We start from the raw sequence: 25,953 nt of genomic DNA on the forward strand, positions 1-25,953 counted from the left end.
GGCGCCTCACGCGCCGGCGGCCTCCGCCGTGTACGGCCCGAACTCGCTCTCCAGGACCAGGCGTCCGAGCTTGCGGTACTCCTGGGCTATCGCGGTCACCGTCTGCCGCATGGTGAGCGGTGTGCCGGACTCCGCGGCGAGGTAGGCCGCGGTGACCGCGCAGGCCCTGATGGAGCCGCCGGCCAGTTCGAAGCGGTCGGCGCAGAAGGCGAGGTCGAGGTCGTCGGCCCGGGGCAGCCGGTCGCCCAGGCAGCGGTCCCACAGGGCGAGGCGCCGGCCGGTGTCCGGCACCGGGAAGTCCGCGACCACGTCCAGGCGGCGGGTGAACGCCTCGTCCAGGTTGGCCCGCAGGTTGGTGGTCAGCACCGCGATCCCGTCGAACGACTCCATGCGCTGGAGCAGGTACGCCGACTCGATGTTGGCGTGCCGGTCGTGCGCGTCCTTCACCTCCGAGCGCTTGCCGAAGATCGCGTCGGCCTCGTCGAAGAGCAGCACCGCGTTGACCGCCGACGCCTCGGTGAAGATGCGCTCCAGGTTCTTCTCGGTCTCCCCGATGTACTTGTCCACGACGGTGGACAGGTCCACCACGTACAGGTCCATGCCGAGGTCCGCGGCGACGACCTCGGCGGACATGGTCTTGCCGGTGCCCGACTCGCCGGCGAACAGCGCGACGACGCCGCGCCCCCGGCCGCCGCCGGGCCGCATCCCCCACTGTCCGAGCACCTGTTCGCGGTGGCGGGCGCGCAGCGCGAGTTCCCGCAGCCGCCGGTGGGTGGCGGGCGGCAGCACCAGGTCGTCCCACCCGACGCCCGGCTCCACCCGCCGGGCGAGCCGGTCCAGTCCCGCGCCGTTCTGGGCGCGGACGGCGACGCGCAGGTCGTCCGGTCCGACGGGGCGGCCGTCGAGGGCGGCCGTGCGCACCGCCGCGTCGGCGGCCCGGCGCAGCTGCCCGGCGTCCAGCCGGTGCGCGGCGACGGCTTGCGCGAGTTCCTCGACGTCACCGACCAAGGCGATGTCACCGAGGGCCGGGCGGCCGGCGGTTCCGGTCGCGCCGGGCTCGCCGGCCGCCCGGCCGAGGAACCCGGCGGCACCGGCGGCCCGGCCGAGAGGCTCCGCGGCCCCGGCTCCGGCTGGTTCGCCGGCCGCCCGGCCGGGAAGCCCGGCGGCACCGGTCATGGCAAGACCACCGGCCGCCCGGGCGAGGAACCCGGCGGCACCGGCCTCCCGGTCAAGCGGCTCCAAGGCGGCGGCCGCCCGGGCGAGCGCGTGGCGCCAGCGGGCGGCCTGGCGCTCGGGTGAGGGGGCCGGCACGGTGAGCACGACGGGGGCGTCGGCCGCCCAGGCCGGGTCCCAGCCCGTCGTGCCGTGCGTGAACAGGGGCACGCCCCGCAGTCCGGCGCAGAGCGCCCCGAGCGTACGGGCCCGTTCGGCGGGTTCCCCGGGCAGCTCCGCCAGCGGTCCGAGCACCACGCCGGCGCCGGTCAGACGGGCTTCGAGGGCGATCACCCGGGCCAGCGCCGGCACCTCGGACGGGCGCCGGGCGAGCGCCGCCGTGTCCAGGACGAGCGGGCGCGCACCGGTCAGGCGCAGGGCCGCGACGGCCAGTCCCTCGGCGTCGCCGCCCCGGCTGCGCAGATGGACGAGGCCGGCCCCGGTCCCGGCCGCGGCCGCCGCCCGGTGGACCTCCGCCGCCTCGGCGGTGGGGTCCTCCCGGGCCTCGCCGAGCGCCCCGGTGAGCCGGGCGTCGGGCCGTGTGTCGCCCAGGAGGTGGCCGGTGACCCGGTCGGGGACCACCAGGACGCGGGACAGCGGGGGCCGTTCCGGCTCGGTGACCTCCATCAGGCCGTGGGCGATCAGCGGGGCCCCGGGGGCGAGGCGGAACCGGGCGGGCGACGCGCCGCCGAGCCCGCACAGCTCCAGCGCGAGCCCGACGGTGGGCCGGCGGCGGGTCAGGTCGTCGTTGAGGTAGCCGTAGAGCCGCTCGAACCGTGCGTCCAGGTCGGGCGCCAGGGCGACCAGCAGCAGGTCCAGGTCGAGGGGCGACAGGCCGAACCGCCGGGCGAGCGTGCCGAGGGGGGAACGGGCCGGCGGCTGCCAGGGGTCCTGCGCGGGCAGGTCGAGCCCGCCCGGTTCGTCCAGGATCCGCGCCACCGCCTCCGGTGTGAGGTACTGGCCGCGGTAGGGGTTGTCGGGATCCGGATCGGCGTCCCGTCGCACCGCCACGGCCTCCCGGACCCGCCTCTCGACCGCCCCGAGTCGCGCCCAGAGGGCGTCGGGGCCGGCGAAGGCGTCGTCGGCGTCGGCGCCCCCTCCCCCGGCACGGCTCTCCTCGAGCGCGGGTTCCACGGTGTGCGTCACGGCTGGCGGTCTCCCTTACGGCGGCGTCGGGCCGGGGCCGGCGGGCGTTCGCGCGGTCCGGTGAAACCCTCCGGGCCGGGGTCGCCGGCCTCCGTGTAGCGCAGCCGCCGCCCCGGACCCGCCTCCCCGCCCTCGCGCGCGGCGGCGGAGCGCACCACGAGGCCTTCGGTGACCGGCGGCGCGACGGCCCTGGTCACCCCGGCGAGCGGCGCCCGCACCCGGACCCCGAGGGACGCCTTCAGCTCCCCGCCGAGCGCCGACCACACATCGGCGGCGGCCGGCGCGTCCGTCCCCGTCCCGGCGGTGTCCAGGCCCACGGTCAGGCCGAGTTCGGCGAGCGAGCCGGTGAGCAGGCCCGCGGGCAGCACGTCGTGGGCCACCAGGGTGCCGAGCACCTGGGACAGCAGCCGGTGCTCGTCCTGCGGGCGGCTCGCCCACGCCGTGACGAGGTACGTCAGCTGGAACCAGCGCGGCGGGGAGCGCCGTGCGACGAGGTGCCCGTCCTCGTCGTACACCTCCCCGGCGCCGGTGCCGCGCCGCAGGGCGTCCTCCCGGATGTCGTACAGGAAGGCGCAGACGGTCGGGGCGCTGCGCCGGGCCGCCCAGTCCCGGGTGGGGGCGTCGAAGACCACGTCGACGCCCGACGCCTCCAGCCCGCTCCCGGCGAGGAGCCGGCGCAGTCCCTCGTCGACCTCGTGGATCACCGGCGGGTCACCTCGTCCGGTGGCTGCACGCTGCCGTTGACGACCAGGAAGCCGGTCTTCACCGGGGAGAACCCGGGGCCGCGGGCGGTGATGACGCGCGGTCCGGTCTGGTCCTTGGCGAGGATGAGCAGCTGCCCGATGAACGTGCCGTCCGCCCGCGGGACGGTCGGCGCCGCCGTCGCGGTGATCCCCGGCTTCCACGCGAACCGCACCGGCGCTCCCGGCGGGAAGTCCTCGCCGCGCACGGAGGTGACGAAGCCGGGCCTGCCGATCTCCGGCACCGCGACGATGCGCGGCCGGAGGACGCGCAGCCGCTGCCGGGCGGTGTTGTCGCGCGTGTCGGCGTCCGTGCCGGTGGTGGTGAGCACGCCGGTGACCTGTCCGGTCATCGCCTTCTTCGGGCTGAGCACGACCCGCACGACGGTGCTCGCGCCCGGCGTGAGGTCGGGCAGCGCGCACACCCAGCTCCGGTCGCAGCCGGCCGGCGGCCCGCTGTGGGGGAGGCCGGCGGGCAGGCCGACGCGCAGCCGCAGTCCGGTGGCGAGCGCGTTGCGGCCGTTGCGGACGGTGTACGTCACCACGACGCGCCCGCCGACGTAGCCGGGGTTCGGCTGGGCGGCGACCCGCACCCCGGGGCCGGCCTCGGGCTCCTCCGGCTCCGGGGGCGCCGTGGGAGTCGGCCTCGGGGCCGGGGGCGGCGTGGGGGCCGGGGGCGCGGGCGGCGTCGGGGTGGGAGTGGGTGTGGGTGTCGGCGGGGCCTCGGCCACCGGCACCACGGTCCGGCCCGCGTTGTCGTCGGGCCGCGGATCGATGACCGCACCGGTGACCGACCAGTCGACCGGCGCGTCGCCGGGGACGACTCCGGTGAGCGTGACGTCCACCGGGACGGTGGCGCCGGGCTCCACCACGCCGAGGCCGCACTCCAGGGAGGCGGCGTCGCAGGCGCCGCCGGGCCGGCCGATCCGGGTGACCCGCACGCCGGGCGGCGGGGCGACGGTCAGCCGGGTGCCGGGGGAGGCGGCGGGGCCGTTGTTGACCACGTCGACGGTGACCGTGGTGGTGTCGCCGACGGTGACCCGCGGGGTGGTGCCGGGCGCCCGGACGGCGAGGTCCACGGACTGCTGGACGGAGGGCTCCTTCTGCCGGCCCGCGAGACCGCCGGTGAGGGCGGTGACGGCGCCGGAGTCGATGTCGAGGAGGTTCAGCTTCTCCGGGCTGTTGACCGCGGCCCCGGTGCGGGAGCTGAAGACGAGCCCCTCGCCGTCGGCGGTCCAGGCGGCGTCGCGGGGCTGGTGCGGGCCGGTGACCGAGGTGTCCGGCAGCTCCCGGCCGCAGGCGCCGGGCACGCCGCGGGCGGCGGCAGGCAGCAGCACCCGGCAGGTGTCGCCGGACGGGGAGGTCAGCAGGATGCCGTTCTCCTCGTCGATCCGGCCGGCGCCGTTCTTGCGGTTGAAGGCGATGCCGCGGCCGTCCGGGGAGAACGCGGGGCTGTCGTCGATGACCTCGCAGTCGCCCGGGCAGTTCTCGGCGCTCAGGTCGTTCTGCCGGGACGGGGCGTTCCGCCGGGACAGGTCGGCCGCCGGCACGGTCCACACGTGCTTGTTGCCGGCGTTCCCGTCGATCTCCACGGCGCGGGTGAAGGCCAGGGTGGCGCCGTCGGAGGACCAGGTGGGCTGGGCGTCGCGGCCGGTGAGCTGTCCGGCCGGCGGGACGACCTCGCCGGTGATCTCGCCGGTGGCGACGTCCGCGACGAGGATGCGGCTCGGGCCGCCGACGCCGCCCGGCGAGGTCCGGGTGAAGGCGAGGCGCCTGCCGTCCGGGGAGAGGGCCGGGTCGGTGTCCCAGTCCGTGCCTGCGCGTTCCGCGAGCTCCATGGGCGCCGCGTTCGAGCCGTCGGCGTCCACCGTCCAGATCCGCTGGATCCGCCGGCCGTCGGCGTCGTCCTCGAAGCGGGTGACGACGATCCGGCGGCCGTCGGGCGTGTAGCTCTGCCGTTCGGTCCACGGGTCGTGGCCGGGTCCGGGCCGGAACAGCGGGTCCTCGGCGGGATCGGTGTGGGTGTCGGCCGCCGGGTCCTCGTCGAGGATCGTCAGCCCCAGGTCGCGGGGGTCGGAGCCGTCCGCCCGGGCGTCCTGCAGCGTCACCGCGTGCGGGCCGGCCGCGGAGGTGCGCTCGACCACCGCCCCGCCGCCGTCGAGGGGGCCGAGCCAGGTGGGCGAGAGGACGTCCCGGTCCTCGTCGAGCACCAGCGAGGGGACCCGGTCGGAGTGGGCGGTGGACCGGAACACGTGGTCCCAGTCGCCCTCGCACTCACAGGTGATCTCGGGGCTCAGGAACACCAGGTCGTCCCCGTCGGGCAGCCACGCCGCCCCGTGGGCGCGCCAGCCGGCCCTCGCGCCCCCGAACAGCGGCTCGTCGGCGGTCCCGTTCGTGATCCGCAGCCGGGACACGGACCGCCCCTCCTCGGTGGTGGTGAGGGTGTACGCGATCCAGTCGCGGTTGACGTCGTCGTCGACCGGGTTCCACGCCGGCTCGGAGGCCGTGCCGCCCGCGGAGCCGGTGACGCGGGCGGCGGCGCCGCCGCTCAGGTCCCGTACGTAGATCTGCCGGCCGGCCGACGGGTCGCCGTCGCCGGCGTACGCGATGCGCCGCCCGTCGGGGGAGACCGTCGGGTCCTCTTCGTCGGCCGGGGTGTCGGTCAGCCGGGTCAGACCGGTGCCGTCGGTGCGCACCAGCCACAGGTCGCGCTGCGTCCCGCCGCCCGCGGCGGCGGGCTCGGCCGCGTCGAACACCACGGACCGTCCGTCGGGGGTCAGCTGGGGGTGCGCCGCGTCCATGCCGCTGGTGAGCCGCCGTACCGTGCCGTCGGCGGCCCGCAGGTAGATCTGCGGCCTCCGCTCGTCGCGGCGGCCGGCGAAGACCAGTCGGTCGCCGAGGGCGGACGGCTGCACGTCGTAGTGGGCCGGGCCCTGGCCGAACAGTGCGGTGCTGGAGGTGGTGGCGGCGGCCTCGCCGAGACTGCGGTGCCCGGTGCCGGCGTACACGATCCGGGTCCCGGCGGCGTCCGCCGCGGCCGCCGCCCGCGGTTCGGCGCTGCCCGGACCGGCCGCCGCCGTCACCCCGAGCAGGGGAACGAGCAGCAGCAGCGACGTGCCGAGTCTCCCCAGGCGGTACCGCCCGCCGGAGCCAGCGGTTTCCATCACGGTCCCCTTCGCAGTCTGGTGCGGCACCTGGACGTGCCCCCGTCACCGTGGACCGGCCGCGCGCGCGACGGCAGGGCGGTGGGGCCGCGCCCGGGGGAAGCGCGGGGTGTGCTTTCGGGCAGCGCGGGGTTCCCCGGCGGCGTCGGCGGGGTCCCGGCCGGTCCTCAGATCAGCCCGTTGCGCAGCGCGTAGCCCACGGCGTGGGCCCGGTTGCGCAGTTGCAGCCGGGTGATGACCTCGTGCAGGACGTTCTTGACGGTGCGTTCGGAGTACGAGGTCTTGCGGGCTATCTCCGCCGTGTCCATTCCCTCCGACACCAGGCGCAGCATGTCCGCCTCGCGCGTGGTGAGGGTGGACAGGGGCAGGGCCCCGGGGTCGAGCGCGGAACGCCGGAGGCCGCCGACGTGGTGGAGCAGGTCGCCAAGCAGGTCGCCGGGCAGCATCCCCTCGCCGTTGCCCGTCGCCAGGACCAGACGCAGCAGTTGGTCCTGGTCGGCCTCGGCGCGGCGCAGTACCGCGGTCACACCGCATTCGACGACGCGTTGCAGCCCGCCGGCCCCGAGGGTTCCTATGACCAGGCCGGTGCGGGTGGCGCTGTTGTGCCGCAGCCGGCTCAGCAGGGCGGCCACGTCGTCGTCGACGTGGTCGACGACGACCAGGGACACCCGGGCCGAGCCCGCGTCGTCGGCGTCGACCAGGTCGATCTCGGGGCGGGGCCGTAATTGCTGGACGACGCCCACGCGCAGCACGGGGTCGGCGGCGTAGACGGCCAGGGTGACCCGGGCCGGGCGCTCGGAGCGGGAGGTGCGGTGGGTCCAGTCGGCCCGGACGAGGTCACGGGGCACGGCGTCGGGTGTGGCGGGGCCGTTCTCTTCTCCGCGGAACACGGTTACCTGTTTCATGAGTCGGTGGGAGGCGGGGGGTGGGGGACGAGGCACGAGGCGATCACGGGAGGGGTGGGGCACGGGAGGCGGCGCGCCCCATCAAGGGCCCGCCGTCGCGGGGGAGGGGGCGCCGGCCCGCCGGGCAGCACGACTGCCCGCGCGTTGCCCTCGCGTTCCTCGCCGCGCTTTCGGGCGCGTTCCTACGGTGGGGGCGTGACGCCTTCCGCAGCCTCTTCCGGTCCCGGTGCGCCCGGTCTCGACATCCCGGCCGTGGCGGTGACTCCGGGTGACACCGCCACCACCACCCTGACGGTGCGCAACGACAGCGACATCGTCGAGGCGTACGACCTGAGGGTCGTCGGGGACTGCGCCGCCTGGACCACGGTGGAACCGGCGCGCGTCTCCCTGTATCCCGGCACCTCCGAGACGGTGACGCTCCGTCTGGAGCCGCCGCGCTCACCGGAGGTCCGGGCCGGTGAGGTGCCCCTCGGCGTACGGGTGCTGCCGAACGAGCACCCCGACGCGGTGCGGGTCCTCGAGACCACCGTGCACGTGGGGGAGTTCCACGAGCTCCGGACCGAGCTGTCCCCGCGCCGCCGGCGCGGCTGGCTGCGCGGCCGCTACCTGCTGGCCGTGCGCAACCAGGGCAACACCCCGGTGCGGGTGCGCTTCGCCCCCGGACAGGCGGGCGAGGAGCTGGGATTCGCCTTCGCCCCGGAGCGGCCGAAGCTGGAGCCCGGCGAGTCGGCGGAGGTCGCGCTGCGGGTCCGTACCGCCAGGCCCGTGTGGTTCGGCAACCCGGTGGTGTGGCCGTTCACCGTGGACACCACGGAGGCCGGCGACCAGGAGGAACCGGCGCGGGCGGATCGGGACGACCCCGTCGTACGGCCCCCGCTGGACGCGGAGTTCGTGCAGATCCCGATCTTCCCCAAGTGGCTGCTGGCGGTGCTGGCCGCGCTGCTCGCGCTGTTGCTCGCCTGGTTCGCGCTGGTCCGTCCCGCGGTGCGCAGCGCCGCCGAGGAGGCGGCCACCGAGGCGGTCCGACCGCGGCCGACGCCGGCCGGGGAGCAGGGGGCGGCCGGGGAGTCCCCCGGCACCGGCGCGGACAGCCGGCCCGGGGGCGGCGGCCGGGAGTCGGGGGCGGCGACCGGGCCGGGCGGCGGCGGGAACGGTTCCCCGGCCGGGGGCGGCACCGCGGCCGGGGGCGGTACCGCGGCCGGCGGCCGGCAGAGCTCGGCGACCATCGACCTGAGGACGGGCGCCGGGGCGACCCGGGTCGGCACCTACCGGGTGCCCGAGGACGGCGTCTTCGGCGTCACCGACATCGTCGTCGCCAACTTCCAGGGCGACGAGGGCGTGTTGACGATCTCCTTCGGCGACCGCAAGATCACCACGATCGCGCTGGAGACGTTCCGCAACCAGGACTACCACTGGGTCACCCCCATCGAGATCCCCGAGAACGACACGGTGACCATCAGCGTGACCTGCGCCAAGCCCGGTACACCGGCCACGGGTCGTCAGGCGTCGGAGTGCCACGAGGTCCTGAACGTGAGCGGAGTACTCAGTACCAGCACGCAGTGAATCGGACGTGTGCTTCCGAGCTCATCCTCAGTCCGCGGTCACCGCGTTCGTAAAGTCCCGAAAGTCTTTCGGCCTGAATTCGACAGCCCTTGGTCTCAAAACCGGCATCCGGCCCCAAGGGCCCCGTGGCGCACGGGCCTCCGGCGGAGCGGTGACACCGGCGGCGGGCAGCACGTTCCGCCGCCGCCCGGCCGGCGACCGGCCGGCGACCGCGGGGCGGACGGATGCGCTACGGGCGATCGGCGCCCGGGCTCCCCGGCTTCCCCGCGCTGCCGTCCGGGCCGTTGCCCGCGCCGCGCGTGGCGTTGTCGCCCGCGTTGCCCGAGGAGCCGTTTCCGGACCGGCCGGCCGCATCGTCGCCCTTCCTCTCCGGCGCCCCGGTGGTCGCGGGCGGCGCCCCGGTGGTGGCGGGCGGCGCCCCGGTGGTGGCGGGCGGCGCCCCGGCACCGGTCCCCTCCGACTGCCCGGCGCAGTAGGCGTCGACGTTCTCCGCGCCGCCCGCGGCCTCCGTCAGCCGCTTCCAGGCCGTCGAGTCCAGCGCCTTGCCGCGCCCCCGCACCTGCTCGTAGGCGCGGCAGTGGGCCTCGGTGTCCCCGGCCGTCCTCGGGCGGCCCGGGCGGTCCGGGCGGTCGGTTCCGGTGTCCGGGTCCGCCGGACCGCCGGTGGACGGGCTTGTGGACGGGCCTATGGACGGGCCGGCGGCGCCGGGTGACGGGGCGTGGGTGCCCCTGTCGTCCTGCGTCGGGCCGTCCGGGGCCCCTGCCGTCGCGCCGATGCCGGCGACCGCGACCCCGCTCAGGGTGAGACCGGCGGCCACGAGGGAGAGCGTGGCCTTCAGCGAGTGGCGTCCGAGCCGGCTCCGACGGGTCCGCCAGTCGTCCCGGCGCCGGGTGCGCGCGCCGTGCGCCCCCGACTCCCGGGCGGTCAGGAACGCGGCGACGGCGCGCTGTTCGGCCCCGGCGTCCACATCGCGGCGGATCAGCGCGGCGGCGAGCAGCGCCTCCAGGTCGGCGGCGTCGACGACCCGGCGCCCGCCCGTGACGGACCCTGGACCGCCGGGCCCGGGCGGCGCGCTCGTCCCAGGGTGCGCACGCCGACGGCCGGCCGGCCCGCCGTCGTTCTGCCGTTCACCCATGTCCGTTCTCGCTCCTGCTCGTTCCACTTGATGCCCGCGGCCCGCCCGCCCGGACCGCCGCGCCCGCCCGGACCGCCGCGCCCGTGCGGACCGGCCGCGTGGGCGGTACCGCCCGGACCGACGGATACGTTCCGCATGTCCGGCCTGTTCAGCCGGCGGCCCTCGGGGGCCGTCGCGGGCCGCCGGGCGCGGTCGGCCCGGGCCGGACGTCGCCGCGCCGCCCGCCGTGTCCGCCGTCCCGGCCGACGTTCATGTCGACTCACCCAGCGTCCGCGGCGCCTCATCCGTCACACTCTCGACGCCGAGCTGCTTCGCCAGACGCTTCAGCCCCCGGTACGCGGCCGTCCGTACCGCGCCCGGCCGCTTGCCGAGGACACGGGCGGCGGCGGGACCGTCGAGGCCGACGACCACCCGCAGCAGCACGGCCTCGGCCTGGTCGCGCGGCAGCCCGCCGACCAGGGCGAGGGCGCGTTCGGTGGACATGGACTCCATGGCCTGGTCGTAGGTGCTCTGCGGCCCGGGGAGGTCCAGGACGTCCTGTTCCAGGGTCGACGGCCGGGGCCGTACCCGCTGCCGGCGCAGATGGTCCAGCGCCCGGTGCCGGGCGATGGTCGCCGTCCAGCCCCGGAACCCGGCCCCGTCGCCCTTGAACCTCCCCAGGTCGCGGGCTATCTCCAGCCAGGCGTCCGACATCACGTCCTCGGCGTCGTCCCCGACGAGCCCGCGCACATAGACGAGCAGGCCGGGCTGCACGAGCCGGTAGGCCACGGCGAAGGCGGCCTCGTCCCCCTGCTGGGCCCGCGCGACGGCCGCACCCAGTTCCCCGTCGTACGCCGGTGCGCGGCGGGATTCCCCTCCGTGGCCCAAGAACCGTCCTCGTCCGTACCGAGCGCGTAGCGCGCCGCTCTTGCTTGGCGTGAGCACGCCTGACGGCGCCCGCACCCCCACGGTGATCAGCGTCCGGCGCCACGAAAGTGTCACAGCTCGTCACACACCGCATGCGGCACACGCGGCGCACGCGGGCGGAGGCCGGCCCTCCCGTGCCCCGGCGCCGGGGCACGGCGAGGCCGCCCGGCGGGGCGCCGTCCCGTCCGCGGGGCCGGGCACCGGCCCCGCGGCCCGCACCACCGGTACGACGACGGCCGCCGCGGACCGCCTCCCGGCCACCACCGGCCGGACGCCCGGCCCGGCGGCACGGGCCGCCGGGCACACGACGGTCGGGCGCGCCGTCCGGCCGTGCTTCCCGGTCGCCGGGCGGACCGTCCGCCGCGACTCCTCCGCCCCGCGGCCTCCTCGCCGTCGCACGGTCGTCGACGGCACGTGCCCGCGGTCGGCTCACCGGACGCCGCGCCGCGACGCGCGGAAACGCCACACCGCGCGGACGGCCGGCTACGGGCGCGCTCCCCCGTCGCAGGCGTCGCGGCACAGCAGGCGGAGGGAGCCGTCGCCCGTGTAGCAGCGGCGGGCCTCGTCGATGGGGTCCCAGAGACGGCCGTCGGGGGTGCGGACCCAGTGGTCGCCGCCGCCGGACCACCACTCGCCGCCGGTCCGGCGGGCGATCACCTCGCCGGCGTAGGCGCCGAATCCGCGCAGCACCAGTTCCACGGCGGCGAACGGGGCCGCCTCCTGGCGTATGTCCTCGATCACCCGGTCGACGCTCCACAGACTGCGCGCCGAGTAGTCGAGGCGCAGCCGCGCCCCTTCGCGCATCGCCGCCACCGCGTCCGCCGCCCAGCGGACCGGCTTGGTCGCGGCCGAGGGCCTGGTCTCCTGCTGTGTCGTCACAGTCGTCGCAGTCGTCACACCCTGCTAAGCGCTCCGGTGAGGCGTTTCGTCACTGCCGTCGGGACCGTGACCGCCGTGAGGACCGCGCCGGAGCCGCGGGCCTAGGTGTCCCTGCGGTTGCGGCGGGACACCACGGCGCGCAGCACCCGGCGCCCCTCCGTCGAGACCTCGAGGGCTTTGCGCAGGCCCGCCGGGCCGTGGGCGGCGAGGAGTTCCAGCACCGTGAGCTGACGGCGCAGTTCGGCGGCGAGCAGCGGTGACAGGCCCTCGGGGCGGCCCTCGCGGCGGGCGCCGGCGAGGGCGGAGTCGTCGGCGGCGCCGTCCAGCATCCGGTGGATCCGCAGCGCGGCGACGGAGCAGTCGTCGGCCCACTCCCGCCACCCGGCGGCGGACCGCTCGGCGGGGGCGCCGGCCAGCATCCGGCGCGCGAGCGCCACGGCCTCGTCCGCGTCGTCGGCCGCCGCGTCCAGGGCGCCGCGGGCCTGCTCCAGCCGCTGCGCCCAGTCCCCGGCGGGCGCGGTCTGCGCGAGGCTCGCCCACAGGGGCCGCAGCACCTCGTCGTCACCGCCCAGCAGCGGCACGCACCGATCCAAACAAGCCAACCCGCTCACGGCCAGCCCGCGCTCGTCGGCCCGCGCGATCTGTTCCACCAGGCTCATCCACGCCTCCCCAAGGGGTGTTCGCGGGCCCCCTACGGGGCCCTGACGTGCCCCGTTCCTCACGGAGCCCGCATTTCCCCTTACTGCGTGCGACGGGCCGGGAGTGTCACAGGGGCACCACGCCGAGCCGGTCGAGCAGACGGAAGAAGAGGTTTTCGGCCACCGGGCCGGCCCGGGGCCCGGTCAGCCCAGCTCGTCCGCCAGGTTCCGGAACCGCGCCCAGGACAGCTCCGGTTCGTCCGGGTCCCAGAGCTTCTGGACGGTCGCCCGCAGCGGCAGCCGGATCCCGGCCGCGACCTGGTCCTGGGTCTGGGCCCGGGGGATGTCGCCCCAGACGGCGAAGGACCCGCCGAGGATCCGGTCGTCGTACCGCTCCGGGACGGCGGTGGTGCCGCGCAGCACCCGCGGCGTCCACTGCTCGTAGATCCGCTCGCCCGTCGGATAGACGAACGTCAGGGGCTCCCCGAGCACGTAGTAGAGGAACTCGTCGTTGTGGTTGATCACCTCGCGGCCCTCGCTCAGGTACTCCGCGGGCTGCCGGGCGCCGATCTCCTTGCCGGTCCAGTAGGCGACCCGGATGTCCTTCGCGGCCCGCACCGAGCCGCCCCGGAAGAAGCCGTCGTTCCAGGCGCGGGGCGTGCGGTCGTGGCCGCGGACCGTGGCGGCCCGGTCATTGAGCCAGCCGGTGGTCAGGTCCTCCACGGTCGCGCCGGAGCCGTACCTCTCCCGCGCGGCGGCGGCCAGTTCCGGGAACGACGCCTCGGGGTCGGACACCACCAGCGCCTGGTACTCGTCGCCGCCCAGGTGCCACTGCCCGCCGGGGAAGAGTCCGGCGTACTCGTCCAGCAGATCGTCGACGATCTCGGCGGCCCCGGGCTTCGAGATGTCGATCGCGCCGCGCACCGCGTCGCCGTCCGCGTCGCGCAGTTGCAGGTCCGGGTGGGCGGCGATGACCGCGCCCAGGTGTCCGGGCGAGTCGATCTCGGGGACGACGGTGATGTGCCGGCTCTCCGCGAGGTCGACGATCCTCTTCACCTGCGCCTTGGTCAGGTGCTGCGCGGACACGATCTCCGGATGCGAGTCGGACTCGACGCGGAAGCCCTGGTCGTCGGAGAAGTGCAGGCCGATCTCGTTGAACTTCAGATCGCCGAGCTCGCGGATCCGGTCCTCGATCCAGTCGGCCGTGTAGAACTTGCGCGCGGTGTCCAGCATCAGCCCGCGCCGCTGCTTGGCGGGCTCGTCGCGCACCACGCCCTCGGGGGCGGCGCCGGCCCCCTCGATCTCCTGCTTGAGGGTGCGGGTGCCGTAGAACACGCCCGCCTCGCCGGGGGCGGTCACGGTCACCCGCCCGTCCCGCACGGTCATCGTGTACGACTCGGGGTTCGCGCCCGCGTCCCGGTTCAGCTCCAGCCGCAGGTCGCCGGCCCGCCGGTCGCCCTTCTCCCCCGCGTACGCCAGTCCCAGCTCGGCGGCCGTCAGACGCCCCTCGTCGGCCAGCGCGGGGTCGTCCACGACCACCCGGTGGTCCTTCGCGGGGCGCCAGCCCGGACCGCGCTCCGCGGTGTGCTCGCGTACGGCGGGTATGGTGCGCGGCGCCTTCGACAGCGGGTAGGAGCGGCTCGGACTCGGGCTCTTCGCGGGGGACGCCGCCCTCGGGCCCGCGGACCCGCCGTCGTCGCCCGAGGCCGCCCAGAGGCCGAGGCCCACGCCGGACGCGGCCACCAGCGCGCCGGCGGCGACGGCCCCGATCAGCACCCGTCGCCGCCGCACCACCGCCGCCGCGCCGCGCCCGTGCTGCCCGTACCGCCTGTGCCGACTCACCCCGCCAACGTACGACCCGAACGGGTGAAGGGTGTCATCGAGCCGTTCCCAAACTCTGCCGTTCGAGTGAATCCGGGGTATCGATCGGACACGACTCGGACTCACTCGATAACGTGACGTCACAACTCTCACAGCATCTTCCACCGACACACACGCGACGCCCACGAGGACCCACGCTGCCTGCGCACCGTCTCCCAGACCTCCCCGGCCGAGTCGTCATACCCGGGCAGTCCCGCGGTGCGCCCGGGGTCCCGCCCGCGCTGGAGCGGTTCAACACCGCTCCCGCCGAGGACGCCGAGCGCGCCCTTCTGGCCTGCCTGCGCAGCCCGCGCTGGGCCCTGCGCCTCTCCGGCCACCGCCCCTACCCCGACCTGCCGTCCCTCCTGGCGGCCTCCGACGAGGCGGTGTACGACCTCTTCCCCGGGGAACTGGCGCAGGCCCTGGCGGCGGAGTCCCTCCCCGCCCTCCCCGACGGCACCTACTCCGCCGCCCACACGGCCCTGACCGCGGCCCACACGGCGTACGAGGCCAAGTTCGGCCACGTCTTCGTCATCTGCCTGGACGGCGTCCCCGAGGAGGAGGCCCTGGACCGGGTCCTGGAGGACATCCGGTCACGATTGGCGAACGATCCGGACGAGGAACGGGCCGTGGCGGCGGAAGAACTCCGGCGCCTGGCGAGGGAGCGGCTGGCCGGCTTCCTGGGGGCGCGGGACTGTGACATGGGCGACTCCGCCGCGTGGGCGCGACCAGCCATCGACGGGCCCGCACCCGGCGAACACGACGAAGCCCCGCCCCGGTAGCCGCCAAGCACCGACGCGCACCCCTTCGAGTGCAAGTTTGATCACACCGGTAGGCCCCCTGTCCGCGCCGCAGGCTCACGTCGCTAACATGCTGGGGGCCGGTGGACCGTACCCGGCCGGGCCCGACCGACAAGGAAAGCCGGCGCGGCCCCGAACCCCGCTCCCGGAGGAAACTTCCGTGCCGGCTGGAACGCTGTACCGCGGCCGGGAAGGAATGTGGTCCTGGGTGGCTCACCGAGTCACCGGCGTCCTCATCTTCTTCTTCCTGTTCGTTCACGTGCTGGACACCGCTCTCGTGCGGGTGTCCCCCGAGGCATACGACACCGTCGTGGCCACGTACAAGACGCCGATCGTCGCGCTGCTGGAGTACGGCCTCGTCGCCGCCATCCTGTTCCACGCGCTCAACGGCCTGCGTGTCATCGCCGTCGACTTCTGGGTCAAGGGCGCCCGCTACCAGAAGCAGATGCTCTGGACCGTCGTCGCCCTGTGGCTCGTGCTGATGCTCGGGGCGATCTACCCCGTGCTCGGCCACGCCGCTCGTGAACTGTTCGGGAGCTGACGCCCATGTCCACCACTGACACCACCGCCTCGGGCGTCGGCCCCGTCGAAGGCGCCCCGCTCTACTCCGTCGACAACCCGGCGCCGGTCATCGAGCCCCCGCGCAAGCGGACCAGGAAGAGCCCGAAGAGCACCCGCGGCAACTTCGAGATGGCCGCCTGGCTGTTCATGCGCCTGTCCGGCGTCGTCCTGGTCGTCCTCGTCATCGGTCACCTGCTGATCCAGCTGGTGCTGGACGGCGGCGTCTCCAAGATCGGCTTCGCCTTCGTGGCCGGCCGCTGGGCCTCGCCGTTCTGGCAGGTCTGGGACCTGCTGATGCTGTGGCTGGCGATGCTGCACGGCGCCAACGGGCTGCGCACGGTCATCAACGACTACGCGGAGCGGCCGAACACCCGGCTGTGGCTCAAGGGCCTGCTCTACACCGCCACGGTGTTCACCATCCTGCTGGGCACGCTGGTGATCTTCACCTTCGACCCGAACATCCGCTAGGCACGGGGTTGCGAGAATCATGAAGATCCACAAGTACGACACCGTCATCGTCGGCGCCGGTGGCGCCGGCATGCGCGCGGCCATCGAGTCGACCAAGCGCAGCCGCACCGCCGTCCTGACGAAGCTCTACCCCACCCGCTCCCACACGGGCGCCGCGCAGGGCGGCATGGCCGCCGCGCTGGCCAACGTGGAGGAGGACAACTGGGAGTGGCACACCTTCGACACGGTCAAGGGCGGTGACTACCTGGTCGACCAGGACGCCGCCGAGATCCTGGCGAAGGAGGCCATCGACTCGGTCCTCGACCTGGAGAAGATGGGCCTGCCGTTCAACCGGACCCCGAACGGCACCATCGACCAGCGCCGCTTCGGCGGGCACAGCCGCAACCACGGCGAGGCGCCCGTCCGCCGCTCCTGCTACGCGGCCGACCGCACCGGCCACATGATCCTCCAGACGCTGTACCAGAACTGCGTCAAGGAGGGCGTGGAGTTCTTCAACGAGTTCTACGTCCTGGACCAGCTGATCACCGAGGTCGACGGCGTCAAGAGGTCGGCCGGCGTGGTCGCGTACGAGCTGGCCACCGGCGAGATCCACGTCTTCCGGGCGAAGGCCGTGATCTACGCCTCCGGCGGCACCGGCAAGTTCTTCAAGGTGACGTCCAACGCGCACACGCTGACCGGTGACGGCCAGGCCGCCGTGTACCGGCGCGGGCTGCCGCTGGAGGACATGGAGTTCTTCCAGTTCCACCCGACCGGCATCTGGCGCATGGGCATCCTGCTGACGGAGGGCGCCCGCGGTGAGGGCGGCATCCTCCGCAACAAGGACGGCGAGCGCTTCATGGAGAAGTACGCGCCGGTCATGAAGGACCTCGCGTCCCGTGACGTCGTCTCGCGCTCCATCTACACGGAGATCCGCGAGGGCCGCGGCTGCGGTCCCGAGGGCGACCACGTCTACCTGGACCTCACCCACCTCCCGCCGGAGCAGCTGGACGCCAAGCTGCCCGACATCACGGAGTTCGCGCGGACCTACCTCGGGATCGAGCCGTACACGGACCCGATCCCGATCCAGCCGACCGCGCACTACGCCATGGGCGGCATCCCGACCAACGTCCAGGGCGAGGTGCTGGCGGACAACACCACCGTCGTGCCGGGCCTGTACGCGGCCGGCGAGGTCGCCTGCGTGTCGGTGCACGGCGCCAACCGCCTGGGCACCAACTCGCTGCTGGACATCAACGTGTTCGGCAAGCGGGCCGGCATCGCGGCGGCGGAGTACTCCCGGAAGGCCGACTTCGTCGAGCTGCCGGAGAACCCGGAGTCCCTGGTCGTCGAGCAGATCGAGCGGCTGCGGTCCTCCACCGGCAACGAGCGGGTGGCCACCATCCGCCGTGAGCTGCAGGAGACCATGGACGCCAACGTCATGGTGTTCCGCACCGAGCAGACGATCAAGACGGCGGTCGAGAAGATCGCCGAGCTGCGCGAGCGCTACAAGAACGTCGCCATCCAGGACAAGGGCAAGCGGTTCAACACCGACCTCCTCGAGGCCGTCGAGCTGGGCAACCTGCTCGACCTGGCCGAGGTCATGGCCGTCTCCGCGCTGGCCCGCAAGGAGTCCCGCGGCGGTCACTACCGCGAGGACTACCCGAACCGCGACGACGTCAACTTCATGCGCCACACGATGGCGTACCGCGAGGTCGGCGCCGACGGCACCGAGACCGTCCGTCTGGACTACAAGCCGGTCGTCCAGACCCGCTACCAGCCGATGGAGCGTAAGTACTGATGGCTACCCCTGTTCTGGACAAGGCGGACGCGGCCGGTTCCCCCGAGCCCGGTTTCGCCGACTCCCCGTACATCACCGTCACGATGCGGATCCGCCGGTTCAACCCGGAGGTCTCGGCCGAGGCGGTCTGGGAAGACTTCCAGCTGGAGATCGACCCCAAGGAGCGCGTCCTCGACGCGCTGCACAAGATCAAGTGGGACCTGGACGGCACGCTGACCTTCCGCCGTTCCTGCGCCCACGGCATCTGCGGCTCCGACGCCATGCGGATCAACGGCAAGAACCGCCTGGCGTGCAAGACGCTGATCAAGGACATCAACCCCGAGAAGCCGATCACGGTCGAGGCCATCAAGGGCCTGACGGTCCTCAAGGACCTGGTCGTGGACATGGAGCCGTTCTTCCAGGCGTACCGGGACGTGATGCCCTTCCTGATCACGAAGGACACCAACGAGCCGACGCGCGAGCGGCTGCAGTCCGCCGAGGACCGCGAGCGCTTCGACGACACGACCAAGTGCATCCTGTGCGCCGCGTGCACGTCCTCGTGCCCGGTGTTCTGGAACGACGGGCAGTACTTCGGCCCGGCGGCCATCGTCAACGCGCACCGCTTCATCTTCGACTCGCGTGACGAGGCCGGCGAGCAGCGCCTGGAGATCCTCAACGACCGCGACGGCGTCTGGCGCTGCCGCACGACCTTCAACTGCACGGACGCCTGCCCGCGCGGCATCGAGGTCACGAAGGCGATCGCGGAAGTGAAGCGTGCGCTGATCACGCGCCGCTACTGAGGCACGCCGTACGTCCGTGAGGGCCCCGTCTCCGCCGGAGACGGGGCCCTCACGACATATGCCACACCTTTGGGTGAAGCGTTCGGAAGGCTGTCGCGGAGGGCCTCCGGTCCGCGTGAGGATGCTTCCGGCTCCACCCCTGAGGAGGCACGCATGCCCGTGACATCCGGCGACCCGCGCCACGGCGAACGCCCACTGACCATGTGGGTGCGTCATCTCGAGGAACGCTGTCCCGAATACCGGTGGGAGATCGTCAACGGCGGGATCGTCGCGTCCCCGCAGCGTGACGGCCCGCACGCCCGCACCCTGACCAGGATCATGCGCCGGTTCATCGCGGCGGGCCTCGACGACGGTGAGACCGGGGTGCTGCAGGGTGTCGGCCTCTCGCTCCCCACCGGCGCGGAGGACTTCGCCGTCCCCGACCTCGCGGTGGTGAACGCGGACATCGACGAGCACCGCGCCGGGAGGAGCAAGTCCTACGACCCGGCCTGCTTCCGACTCGTCCTCGAGGTCACCGCCGAGAATCGGGGAGCCGACCTCGGGGCGAAAGTCGCCGCCTACGCGGGGGCGAAGGTACCCGTCTACGTCATCGTCGACCGCGAGCACCAGCGCCTCCACGTCCTGACCGATCCGGTCGGGAACGAGTACGCCAGCCATCGCTTCCACTCCCCCGGCCAGCAGGTCACCCTCCCCGGCTCCATCGGCTCGAAGGTCACCCTGGACGTGGCCGAGATCCTCCGAGCCGGCCGGTGGCGCACGTCCGGCTGAACCGCGCACGGGGCGCGGCCGATCCGTGACGCAGCCCACTCCACCCTTGAGTTGAACACGTTCAAAAAAAGAGGCTAGAGTCTCTCCTGTCAGCGTTTTGAACGCGTTCAAGAAGGGCTGGGGGACATGGACCGCACGGTCATCGCCTACGTCGTCTACCTCGTCGTCAGCATCGGGCTGACCGTCTGGGTGGCGCGCACGCTCAGCAGGAACGGGCGGGTCTTCCTCGCCGACGTGCTGCACGGCGACGAGAAGCTCGCCGACGCCGTCAACCACCTCCTGGTGGTCGGCTTCTACCTCGTCAACCTCGGGTTCGTCGCGCTGTACCTGAGCGGTGACGAGACGATCACCGACACGCGCGGCGTCTTCGAGGCCCTGTCGACCAAGCTCGGCGTGGTGCTGCTGGTGCTGGGCGTGATGCACCTGGGCAACGTGTACGTGCTCAACAGGATCCGGCGCCGCGGGATGATGGAGCGGGAGCAGGTTCCGCCGGTGCCGCCGCAGGGCTGGGCGGCCCCCACGGCCGGGGCGTGAGCGGCGTGACGGCCACACCTCGGGACCGGGGCGCCGCGCGCGTCCCGGTCCGCCGGCTCACCGTGCTGTACGACGCCGAGTGCTCCCTGTGCGCCTTCGTACGGGACTGGCTGGTGCGCCAGCCGCAGCTGGTGCCGCTGGAACCGGTCCCGGCGGGGTCAAAGGCGGCGCGGGCCCGCTTTCCCGGCCTGGACCACGGGGCCACCCTGGAGGAGATCACCGTCGTGGGTGACGCCGGGCAGGTCTACCGGGGCGCCGCCGCCTGGGTCGTCACCCTGTGGGCGCTGCGGAGGTACCGGCGGCTGGCCCACCGGCTGAGCACCCCGTCCGGCGCCCGGCTCGCCAGGGGCGCGGTACTGGCCGCCGCCAAGTGGCGTGGGGCGACGACCGGGTGGGGCGGGAGCGTGTACCACCGGGGCGACGGGTGGACGTACGATCCGCGCGACGGCTGGAGCCACACCCCGCCGAACTGCGCCGCGGGCGCCTGCACCGCCCCGTAGGGCACGCCCTCCCTGGCGTTAGGCTCCTTCCGTGCCCGCGAAGAACGACGGCCCCGGCGACGGCGCCACCCTCAGCAAGTCCGAGCAGACCCGCGCCCTGATCCTCGAGACCGCCATGCGGCTCTTCCAGGAGCGCGGGTACGACAAGACGACCATGCGGGCCATCGCCAAGGAGGCCGGGGTCTCCGTCGGCAACGCCTACTACTACTTCGAGGGCAAGGAGCACCTGATCCAGGGCTTCTACGACCGGATCGCCGCCGAGCACCAGGCCGCGGTCCGGGAGGTCCTGGCCCGGGAGACCGATCTGGAGGCCCGGCTCGCCGGCGTGCTGAAGACGTGGCTGGACATCGCCACGCCGTACCACGAGTTCGCGGTGCAGTTCTTCAAGAACGCCGCCGACCCGGACAGCCCGCTCAGCCCCTTCTCCCCCGAGTCGGAGCACGCGCGCGTGGAGGCGATCAGCGTCCACCGCGCGGTGCTCGCCGGGACGAAGAGCAAGGTGCCCGAGGAGCTGCGGGACATCCTGCCCGAGTTGATGTGGCTGTCCCAGATGGGGCTCGTCCTGTACTGGATCTTCGACCGGACCGAGGGCCGGGAGCGCAGCTACCGGCTGGCCGAGCGCGGCGCCCGGATCACCGCGCGGGGCATCGCCCTGGCCCGTTTCCGGGTGCTGCGTCCCCTGGTCCGGGAGGTGCACGAGCTGTTCACGGAGTTCCTGCCCGGGATGACGAAGGCGCTCCCCGACCCGGCGAAGAGGGAGAAGGAGGAGAAGGGGGCGCCCGCCGACGACGGACGCCCCGGCACCGTCAGTTGACGGCGTCCACCTCACCGGGCGTGAGCTCCACGTCGTGCACCAGCGGGCCGTCCACCACGGTCACGTGCGCCGCGCGGGAACCGAGCGGGGTCGCCGTGACCACGAGCAGATAGGCGCCCGGGGCCGGTACGGAGACGATGTACGCGCCGTCGGCCAGGGAGATCACGCGGTCCAGCCGGCGACCGCCCGGGGTCAGCAGGGTGACGGCGGCGCCCTCGACGGGTTCGCCGTCGGCCGTGCGGACGAAGCCGTGGACCACCGAGGAGGGGCCGTGCGGGTCCGGGACCCCGGTGGGCCCGGGCGGTGCGTCCTCCTTCGGTTCCACCGCCAGGTGCGGCAGCCGCTTCTCCAGACCGGCCGGCAGCCACCAGTTGGACTTCCCGAGCAGGTGCATCACGGCCGGCACCAGCGCCGTGCGCAGGATGAACGCGTCCAGGGCGACCGCGGCGGCCAGCCCCACGCCCGCCATGGCGGCTCCGTAGTCGCCGCTGAGCACGAAGGCGAGGAAGACGCAGACCATGATCAGGGCCGCGGAGTTGATGACCCGGCTGGTCTCGGCGAGGCCGACGCGCACCGCGCGGGCGTTGTCCCGGGTGTGCACCCACTCCTCGTGCATCCGGCTCACCAGGAACACCTGGTAGTCCATGGAGAGCCCGAACAGCAGCGACAGCATGATGATCGGCAGGAAGGACGCGATGGGGCCCTCCTGGCCGAGGCCGAGCAGGTCCAGGCCGTAGCCCCACTGGAAGATCGCCACCAGGACGCCGAAGGAGGCCGCCGCCGCGAGCAGGTTCATCACGGCGGCCGTCAGCGGCACCACCAGGGAACGGAACGCGAGCAGCAGGAGCAGGAACCCGAGGCCGATGATCGTGCCGATGAACAGCGGCAGCCGCTCGCCGGTCACCGTCGCGAAGTCCTTGGACACCGCGGTCACCCCGCCGACGTGGGCCTCGACGCCCGCCCGGGGGATGACCTCCTCGCGCAGGGTGTCGATCAGCCGGTCCGTCTCCTCGGCCTGCGGGGAGGTGGTGGGGACGACCTGGATGACGGTGACGCCGTTCGCGGGCGGTACGGCGGCGACCCGGGCGACGCCCTCGGTCTCCTCCAACCCCGTCACCAGGCCGTCGGACGCCTCGCCGTCCACGACCACCTGGAGCGGGCCGTTGAAGCCGGGCCCGAAGCCCTCGGCGAGCAGGTCGTAGGCCTTCCTGGTGGTCATGGAGGCGTCGTCGTTGCCCTGGTCCACGGTGCCGAGGCGCAGCGACAGCAGCGGGACCGCGAGCGCCGCCATCAGGACCACGGCCACGGCGGCCACGGACCTCGGGCGGCGCTGGACGCCGGCGGACCAGCGCGCGGCGAGACCGCTCGCCGTCTCGGTCCGGGGGCCCTCCGCCGCGAGCCCGCGGCGCTGGCGGCGGCTGAGCACCCGGTGGCCGAGCAGGCCGAGCAGCGCGGGCAGCAGGGTGACGGCGGCGAGCACGCTCAGGACGACGGTGAGCGTGGTGCCGATGACCACGCCGTCCAGGAACCGCAGGTTCGTCACCAGCATCCCGGCGAGCGCGATGCACACCGTGCCGCCCGCGAACAGCACCGCCCGGCCGGAGGTGTTGAGGGCGGTGACCGCCGCCTCCTCCGGGTCGGCGCCGCGCAGGATGCCGCGCCGGTGCCGGGTGACGATGAACAGGGCGTAGTCGATGCCCACGCCGAGACCGATCAGCGTGGACAGCAGCGACGCCAGTTCGGGGACGTCGGTGACGTGGCTGAGCAGCTGGGTGCCGAACATGCCGGTGCCGACGCCGAAGACGGCGACCACGATCGGCAGCAGCATCGCGAAGAGCGACCCGAAGGCCACGAACAGCACGACGGCGGCGGCCAGGATGCCGACCAGTTCGGCCGTGCCCGTCGGCGGTTCCTGGACGCGTGTGATGGCCTGACCACCCAGCTCCACCCGGAGCCCGTCGCGCGCGGCGTCCTGCGCGGTGTCGACGACGTCCTGGACCAGCCCCTTCGGCACGGCGTCCGCCTGCTCGGCGAACGTGACCTGCGCGTAGGCGATCCGCCCGTCCTCGCTGATCTGCGCCGCGCCCTGCGCGCCGTACGGGTCCGTGACCGCGCCGACGCCCTCCATGCGCCCGATCTCCGTCAGCGCCGGCTGGATCCGGGACCGTACGGAGCCGTCCCGCACGGATCCCTCGTCGACCTTCCACACCACGGTGTCGGTGTCTCCGGCGCGTTCCGGGAACGCCTTCTCCATCAGGTCGTACGCCCGCTTGGAGTCGGTGTCCGGCAGCGAGAAGACCTCCGCGTAGTTCGTGCCCGCGCCGCTCGCCGAGACCCCCAGTCCGAGCAGCGCCCCCACCCACAGCAACAGGACCACCAGCCGATGCCGATAGCACCAGCGTGCCAATACCGCCACGTTTCCGCTCCCTCGTCGCTCGGTCGGTCCCCCAGGTCCTGGGCAGCAGGATCGACGGCGGCACCCGCGCGGGGACACGACTCGGGCGGGACTCTCAAGGAACTCCAAAGCGAACACCGTTACGAGCGAAGGGGGTTCGGCTGATACTGGGGGCATGACGACAGCTCCCGGCACCGTGCTGGTCGTGGAGGACGAGGAGAGCATCGCGGACGTCCTCGCCATCGCCCTGCGCTACCACCGCTTCGAGGTCATGACCGCCGGCACGGTCCGCGAGGCGCTCGCGCTGACCGAGCACACCCTCCCCGATTGCGCCCTCCTGGACGTGATGCTGCCGGACGGCGACGGCCGCGCCCTCGGCCGTGAACTGCGTTCCCGGCGGCCGGAGCTGGCCTTGGTGTTCCTCACCGCGCGGGACGCGCCCGCCGAGATCGTCGGCGCGCTCGGCTTCGGCGACGACTACATCACCAAGCCGTTCAACATCGACGAGGTCGTCGCCCGGATCGCCGCCGTACTGCGCCGCACCCGCCCCGCCGACGTGCTCCCGCAGCGGGCGCCGCTGCGCCACGGCGACCTGGAGCTGGACGAGACGACGTACTCGGTGCGCCGCGCGGGCCGCTCGGTCGAGCTCACCCCCACCGAGTACGCGCTGCTGCGCTTCCTGGTGCGCAACGGCGGCCGGATCGTGCCGAAGGAGCAACTGCTGCGCCACGTCTGGCAGTACGAGCACGCCCCGGCCGATTCGACCGTCGTGGAGACCTACATCAGCTATCTGCGGCGCAAGCTCGACGCCCTGGGCCCGCCGGTGATCACCACCCGGCGCGGGGTCGGGTACGGCCTGACGTGAGGCTCCCGATCCGGAGGCCGGGCCGCGGTCGGGGCGTGCACTCGCTGCGCGGGGCGCTGACGCTGGCGAACGTGGTGCTGCTGGCCCTCGGCATCGTGGCGGCCACCGCGGTGAGCGTGATGGGGATGCGCTACTACCTGCTGGACCAGATCGACACGGAGCTGACCCGGACCCGTGACTCGCTGGGCGGCTCGGAGCTGACGCTGCGGCAGATCGACTCGCTGAGCGTGCTGAGCTTCTTCCGCGACCGGATCGACCCGGACCGGAACCGGCAGGAGGACCCGGACTCGCTCTTCGCCGCCGTGGACGCCCGGGGCGAGCCCGTCGGCGTCCTCGGCTTCGAGCCGACCGGGGCGCAGCGCGACCTGGCCGACGCGGTGGGCGACGCGCGCACCCTGGTCCGGGACCCGGAGCCGCACGACGTCACCGTCCGCGGCGCCGCCTACCGTGTCACCGCCACCCGGCTCGCGGACGGCACCTACGTCCTGATCGCCGGCTCCACCGAGGCGGTGCACGACGGCATCGCCAAGGCGGTCAAGTTCGACCTGGCCATCGGGACGCTGCTGTTGCTGCTGCTGGCCTGCCTGACCATGGTCAGCGTGCGGCGCCGGATGCGGCCGCTGGAGGACATGGTGGAGACCTCGTCGGCGATCGCGGAGGGCGACCTGACCCGGCGGGTGCCCTCCAGCCGGGAGACGATCCTCGAGGTGGAGCAGCTGCGGCTCGCCCTCAACTCGATGCTCCAGCAGGTGGAGTCGGCGTACCGCACGCGCGAGCGCAGCGCTGCCCAGCTGCGGCGGTTCGTCGCCGACGCCTCGCACGAGCTGCGCACGCCGCTGGCCGCGATCCGCGGCTACCTCCAGCTGTACGACCGGGGGATGCTGCGGGAGCCGACGGAACGCAGGCGGGCCTGGGACCGGATGCTGGCGGAGTCCGACCGGATGGGGCGGCTGGTCGACGAGCTGCTGGTGCTGGCCCGGCTGGACCAGCGTCCCGAGCTGCGGCTGCGGAACGTGGACGTGTGCCGGCTGGTGCGGGACGCGGCGGAGGACCTGCGGGTGCAGCAGCCGGAGCGGACGGTGACCGTGGACGCGGACGGCGCGGTGCTGGTGCGCGCGGACGAGGCGGGGCTGCGGCAGGTCCTGGGGAACCTGCTGGGCAATGTGCGCACGCACACGCCGGCGGACGCCGCGGTACGGCTCGGGGTGGTCCGCGCGGACGACGGGCGGGTGCGGCTGTCCGTGGCGGACGACGGGCCCGGCCTCACGGCGGAGGACGCGGCGCGCGTCTTCGACCGCTTCTTCCGCGCCGGCGGGGGTGCGGGGAGCGGTCTCGGCATGGCGATCGTGCAGGGCGTGGTGCGGGCGCACGGGGGCGAGGTGTCGGTGCGGACGGCGCCGGGCGAGGGACTGGAGGCGACCGTGACCCTGCCGACCCGGCCGGGAGCGTGCCCGGCGGACGACGGGGCGGCGCCCGCCCCAAAGCGGGCGCCGGAACCCGCCCCGCCGCACCGCACGGCATGAGACCGGATCACTCCCCGGCGGCCG

22 protein-coding genes are annotated in these 25,953 nt (G+C 74.1%); 12 read left to right on the plus strand and 10 right to left on the minus strand.

Annotated elements, in window-relative coordinates:
• Positions 1-6 precede the first annotated feature (6 nt).
• The 4 genes from ADK41_RS22205 to ADK41_RS22220 all read right to left on the minus strand — a co-directional run bounded on the left by ADK41_RS22205 (position 7) and on the right by ADK41_RS22220 (position 7,167).
• On the minus strand, positions 7-2,358 hold the full coding sequence (locus ADK41_RS22205; protein ID WP_030829852.1) for an ATP-binding protein: 2,352 nt from the start codon (positions 2,356-2,358) through the stop codon (positions 7-9).
• Positions 2,355-3,062 (minus strand): DUF4255 domain-containing protein, encoded by a 708-nt coding sequence (locus ADK41_RS22210; RefSeq protein WP_030829849.1) that lies wholly within the window; start codon positions 3,060-3,062, stop codon positions 2,355-2,357. Before ADK41_RS22210 ends, ADK41_RS22205 begins: the two co-directional genes overlap by 4 nt.
• Positions 3,059-6,262 (minus strand): DUF11 domain-containing protein, encoded by a 3,204-nt coding sequence (locus ADK41_RS22215; protein WP_037804593.1) that lies wholly within the window; start codon positions 6,260-6,262, stop codon positions 3,059-3,061. Before ADK41_RS22215 ends, ADK41_RS22210 begins: the two co-directional genes overlap by 4 nt.
• A gap of 167 nt (positions 6,263-6,429) precedes the next feature.
• Complete coding sequence (locus tag ADK41_RS22220; protein ID WP_078662031.1) at positions 6,430-7,167, minus strand: helix-turn-helix transcriptional regulator; 738 nt, start codon at positions 7,165-7,167, stop codon at positions 6,430-6,432.
• 195 nt (positions 7,168-7,362) lie between these two features.
• On the opposite strand from ADK41_RS22220, the gene ADK41_RS41740 reads away from it, so the two are divergent.
• Entirely contained in the window at positions 7,363-8,730 is a 1,368-nt protein-coding gene (locus ADK41_RS41740; protein WP_158717683.1) for a COG1470 family protein, read from the plus strand.
• A gap of 229 nt (positions 8,731-8,959) precedes the next feature.
• Here the strand turns inward: ADK41_RS41740 and ADK41_RS41745 are convergent, their stop codons facing one another.
• The 5 genes from ADK41_RS41745 to ADK41_RS22250 form a co-directional block, all read right to left on the minus strand.
• The gene (locus ADK41_RS41745; protein ID WP_037804592.1) at positions 8,960-9,865 is read right to left on the minus strand and encodes a hypothetical protein; all 906 of its coding nucleotides are present in this window, start codon (positions 9,863-9,865) and stop codon (positions 8,960-8,962) included.
• 249 nt (positions 9,866-10,114) lie between these two features.
• A complete protein-coding gene (locus ADK41_RS22235) occupies positions 10,115-10,732 on the minus strand; it encodes an RNA polymerase sigma factor (RefSeq protein ID WP_030829837.1) in 618 nt (205 codons plus the stop codon).
• 522 nt (positions 10,733-11,254) lie between these two features.
• Positions 11,255-11,650, minus strand: coding sequence for a hypothetical protein (locus ADK41_RS22240; protein WP_037804590.1), 396 nt, complete (start codon positions 11,648-11,650; stop codon positions 11,255-11,257).
• A 101-nt stretch (positions 11,651-11,751) separates the two neighbouring features.
• Positions 11,752-12,309, minus strand: a complete 558-nt coding sequence (locus ADK41_RS22245) for a hypothetical protein (protein ID WP_030829832.1) — start codon at positions 12,307-12,309, stop codon at positions 11,752-11,754.
• Positions 12,310-12,492: 183 nt separating this feature from the next.
• Positions 12,493-14,061, minus strand: coding sequence for a beta-N-acetylhexosaminidase (locus ADK41_RS22250; protein ID WP_037804601.1), 1,569 nt, complete (start codon positions 14,059-14,061; stop codon positions 12,493-12,495).
• A gap of 182 nt (positions 14,062-14,243) precedes the next feature.
• Between ADK41_RS22250 and ADK41_RS22255 the strand changes: the two genes are divergently transcribed.
• The 9 genes from ADK41_RS22255 (at position 14,244) to ADK41_RS22295 (ending at position 21,146) form a co-directional block, all read left to right on the plus strand.
• Positions 14,244-14,930: a 2-oxo-4-hydroxy-4-carboxy-5-ureidoimidazoline decarboxylase gene (locus ADK41_RS22255; RefSeq protein WP_106979504.1), complete on the plus strand. Its 687-nt coding sequence runs from the start codon at positions 14,244-14,246 to the stop codon at positions 14,928-14,930.
• A 178-nt stretch (positions 14,931-15,108) separates the two neighbouring features.
• Positions 15,109-15,489, plus strand: coding sequence for a succinate dehydrogenase, cytochrome b556 subunit (gene sdhC, locus ADK41_RS22260; protein WP_078662030.1), 381 nt, complete (start codon positions 15,109-15,111; stop codon positions 15,487-15,489).
• Between the two features lie 5 nt (positions 15,490-15,494).
• Complete coding sequence (locus ADK41_RS22265) at positions 15,495-15,977, plus strand: succinate dehydrogenase hydrophobic membrane anchor subunit (protein WP_030829822.1); 483 nt, start codon at positions 15,495-15,497, stop codon at positions 15,975-15,977.
• 19 nt (positions 15,978-15,996) lie between these two features.
• Positions 15,997-17,751: a succinate dehydrogenase flavoprotein subunit gene (gene sdhA / locus ADK41_RS22270; protein WP_030829819.1), complete on the plus strand. Its 1,755-nt coding sequence runs from the start codon at positions 15,997-15,999 to the stop codon at positions 17,749-17,751.
• A complete protein-coding gene (locus tag ADK41_RS22275) occupies positions 17,751-18,530 on the plus strand; it encodes a succinate dehydrogenase iron-sulfur subunit (RefSeq protein WP_030829816.1) in 780 nt (259 codons plus the stop codon). The genes sdhA and ADK41_RS22275 overlap by 1 nt, the downstream gene beginning before the upstream one ends.
• A 153-nt stretch (positions 18,531-18,683) precedes the next feature.
• Positions 18,684-19,298: a Uma2 family endonuclease gene (locus tag ADK41_RS22280; RefSeq protein ID WP_030829813.1), complete on the plus strand. Its 615-nt coding sequence runs from the start codon at positions 18,684-18,686 to the stop codon at positions 19,296-19,298.
• A 126-nt stretch (positions 19,299-19,424) separates the two neighbouring features.
• On the plus strand, positions 19,425-19,832 hold the full coding sequence (locus tag ADK41_RS22285) for a membrane protein (RefSeq protein ID WP_030829810.1): 408 nt from the start codon (positions 19,425-19,427) through the stop codon (positions 19,830-19,832).
• Positions 19,829-20,332: a thiol-disulfide oxidoreductase DCC family protein gene (locus ADK41_RS22290; protein ID WP_030829808.1), complete on the plus strand. Its 504-nt coding sequence runs from the start codon at positions 19,829-19,831 to the stop codon at positions 20,330-20,332. Before ADK41_RS22285 ends, ADK41_RS22290 begins: the two co-directional genes overlap by 4 nt.
• A 31-nt stretch (positions 20,333-20,363) precedes the next feature.
• Positions 20,364-21,146: a TetR/AcrR family transcriptional regulator gene (locus tag ADK41_RS22295; RefSeq protein WP_030829805.1), complete on the plus strand. Its 783-nt coding sequence runs from the start codon at positions 20,364-20,366 to the stop codon at positions 21,144-21,146.
• Here ADK41_RS22295 and ADK41_RS22300 read toward each other — a convergent pair.
• Positions 21,139-23,553: an MMPL family transporter gene (locus ADK41_RS22300; protein ID WP_030829802.1), complete on the minus strand. Its 2,415-nt coding sequence runs from the start codon at positions 23,551-23,553 to the stop codon at positions 21,139-21,141. The genes ADK41_RS22295 and ADK41_RS22300 overlap by 8 nt on opposite strands.
• A 163-nt stretch (positions 23,554-23,716) precedes the next feature.
• Here ADK41_RS22300 and ADK41_RS22305 point away from each other — a divergent pair, with 163 nt between their 5' ends.
• Positions 23,717-24,406: a response regulator transcription factor gene (locus ADK41_RS22305; protein WP_030829800.1), complete on the plus strand. Its 690-nt coding sequence runs from the start codon at positions 23,717-23,719 to the stop codon at positions 24,404-24,406.
• 35 nt (positions 24,407-24,441) lie between these two features.
• Entirely contained in the window at positions 24,442-25,929 is a 1,488-nt protein-coding gene (locus ADK41_RS22310) for a sensor histidine kinase (RefSeq protein WP_234318891.1), read from the plus strand.
• Positions 25,930-25,953: the final 24 nt, after the last annotated feature.

This window comes from Streptomyces caelestis, from assembly GCF_001279005.1.
Taxonomy (GTDB): domain Bacteria; phylum Actinomycetota; class Actinomycetes; order Streptomycetales; family Streptomycetaceae; genus Streptomyces; species Streptomyces heliomycini.

Coding starts and splice junctions, on each gene's coding strand:
- ADK41_RS22215 (WP_037804593.1), bottom strand. CDS start 6,262: ATGGAAACCGCTGGCTCCGGCGGGCGGTACCGCCTGGGGAGACTCGGC.
- ADK41_RS22285 (WP_030829810.1), top strand. CDS start 19,425: ATGGACCGCACGGTCATCGCCTACGTCGTCTACCTCGTCGTCAGCATC.
- sdhA (WP_030829819.1), top strand. CDS start 15,997: ATGAAGATCCACAAGTACGACACCGTCATCGTCGGCGCCGGTGGCGCC.
- ADK41_RS22220 (WP_078662031.1), bottom strand. CDS start 7,167: ATGAAACAGGTAACCGTGTTCCGCGGAGAAGAGAACGGCCCCGCCACA.
- ADK41_RS22265 (WP_030829822.1), top strand. CDS start 15,495: ATGTCCACCACTGACACCACCGCCTCGGGCGTCGGCCCCGTCGAAGGC.
- ADK41_RS22280 (WP_030829813.1), top strand. CDS start 18,684: ATGCCCGTGACATCCGGCGACCCGCGCCACGGCGAACGCCCACTGACC.
- ADK41_RS22305 (WP_030829800.1), top strand. CDS start 23,717: ATGACGACAGCTCCCGGCACCGTGCTGGTCGTGGAGGACGAGGAGAGC.
- ADK41_RS22275 (WP_030829816.1), top strand. CDS start 17,751: ATGGCTACCCCTGTTCTGGACAAGGCGGACGCGGCCGGTTCCCCCGAG.
- ADK41_RS41745 (WP_037804592.1), bottom strand. CDS start 9,865: ATGGGTGAACGGCAGAACGACGGCGGGCCGGCCGGCCGTCGGCGTGCG.
- ADK41_RS22245 (WP_030829832.1), bottom strand. CDS start 12,309: ATGAGCCTGGTGGAACAGATCGCGCGGGCCGACGAGCGCGGGCTGGCC.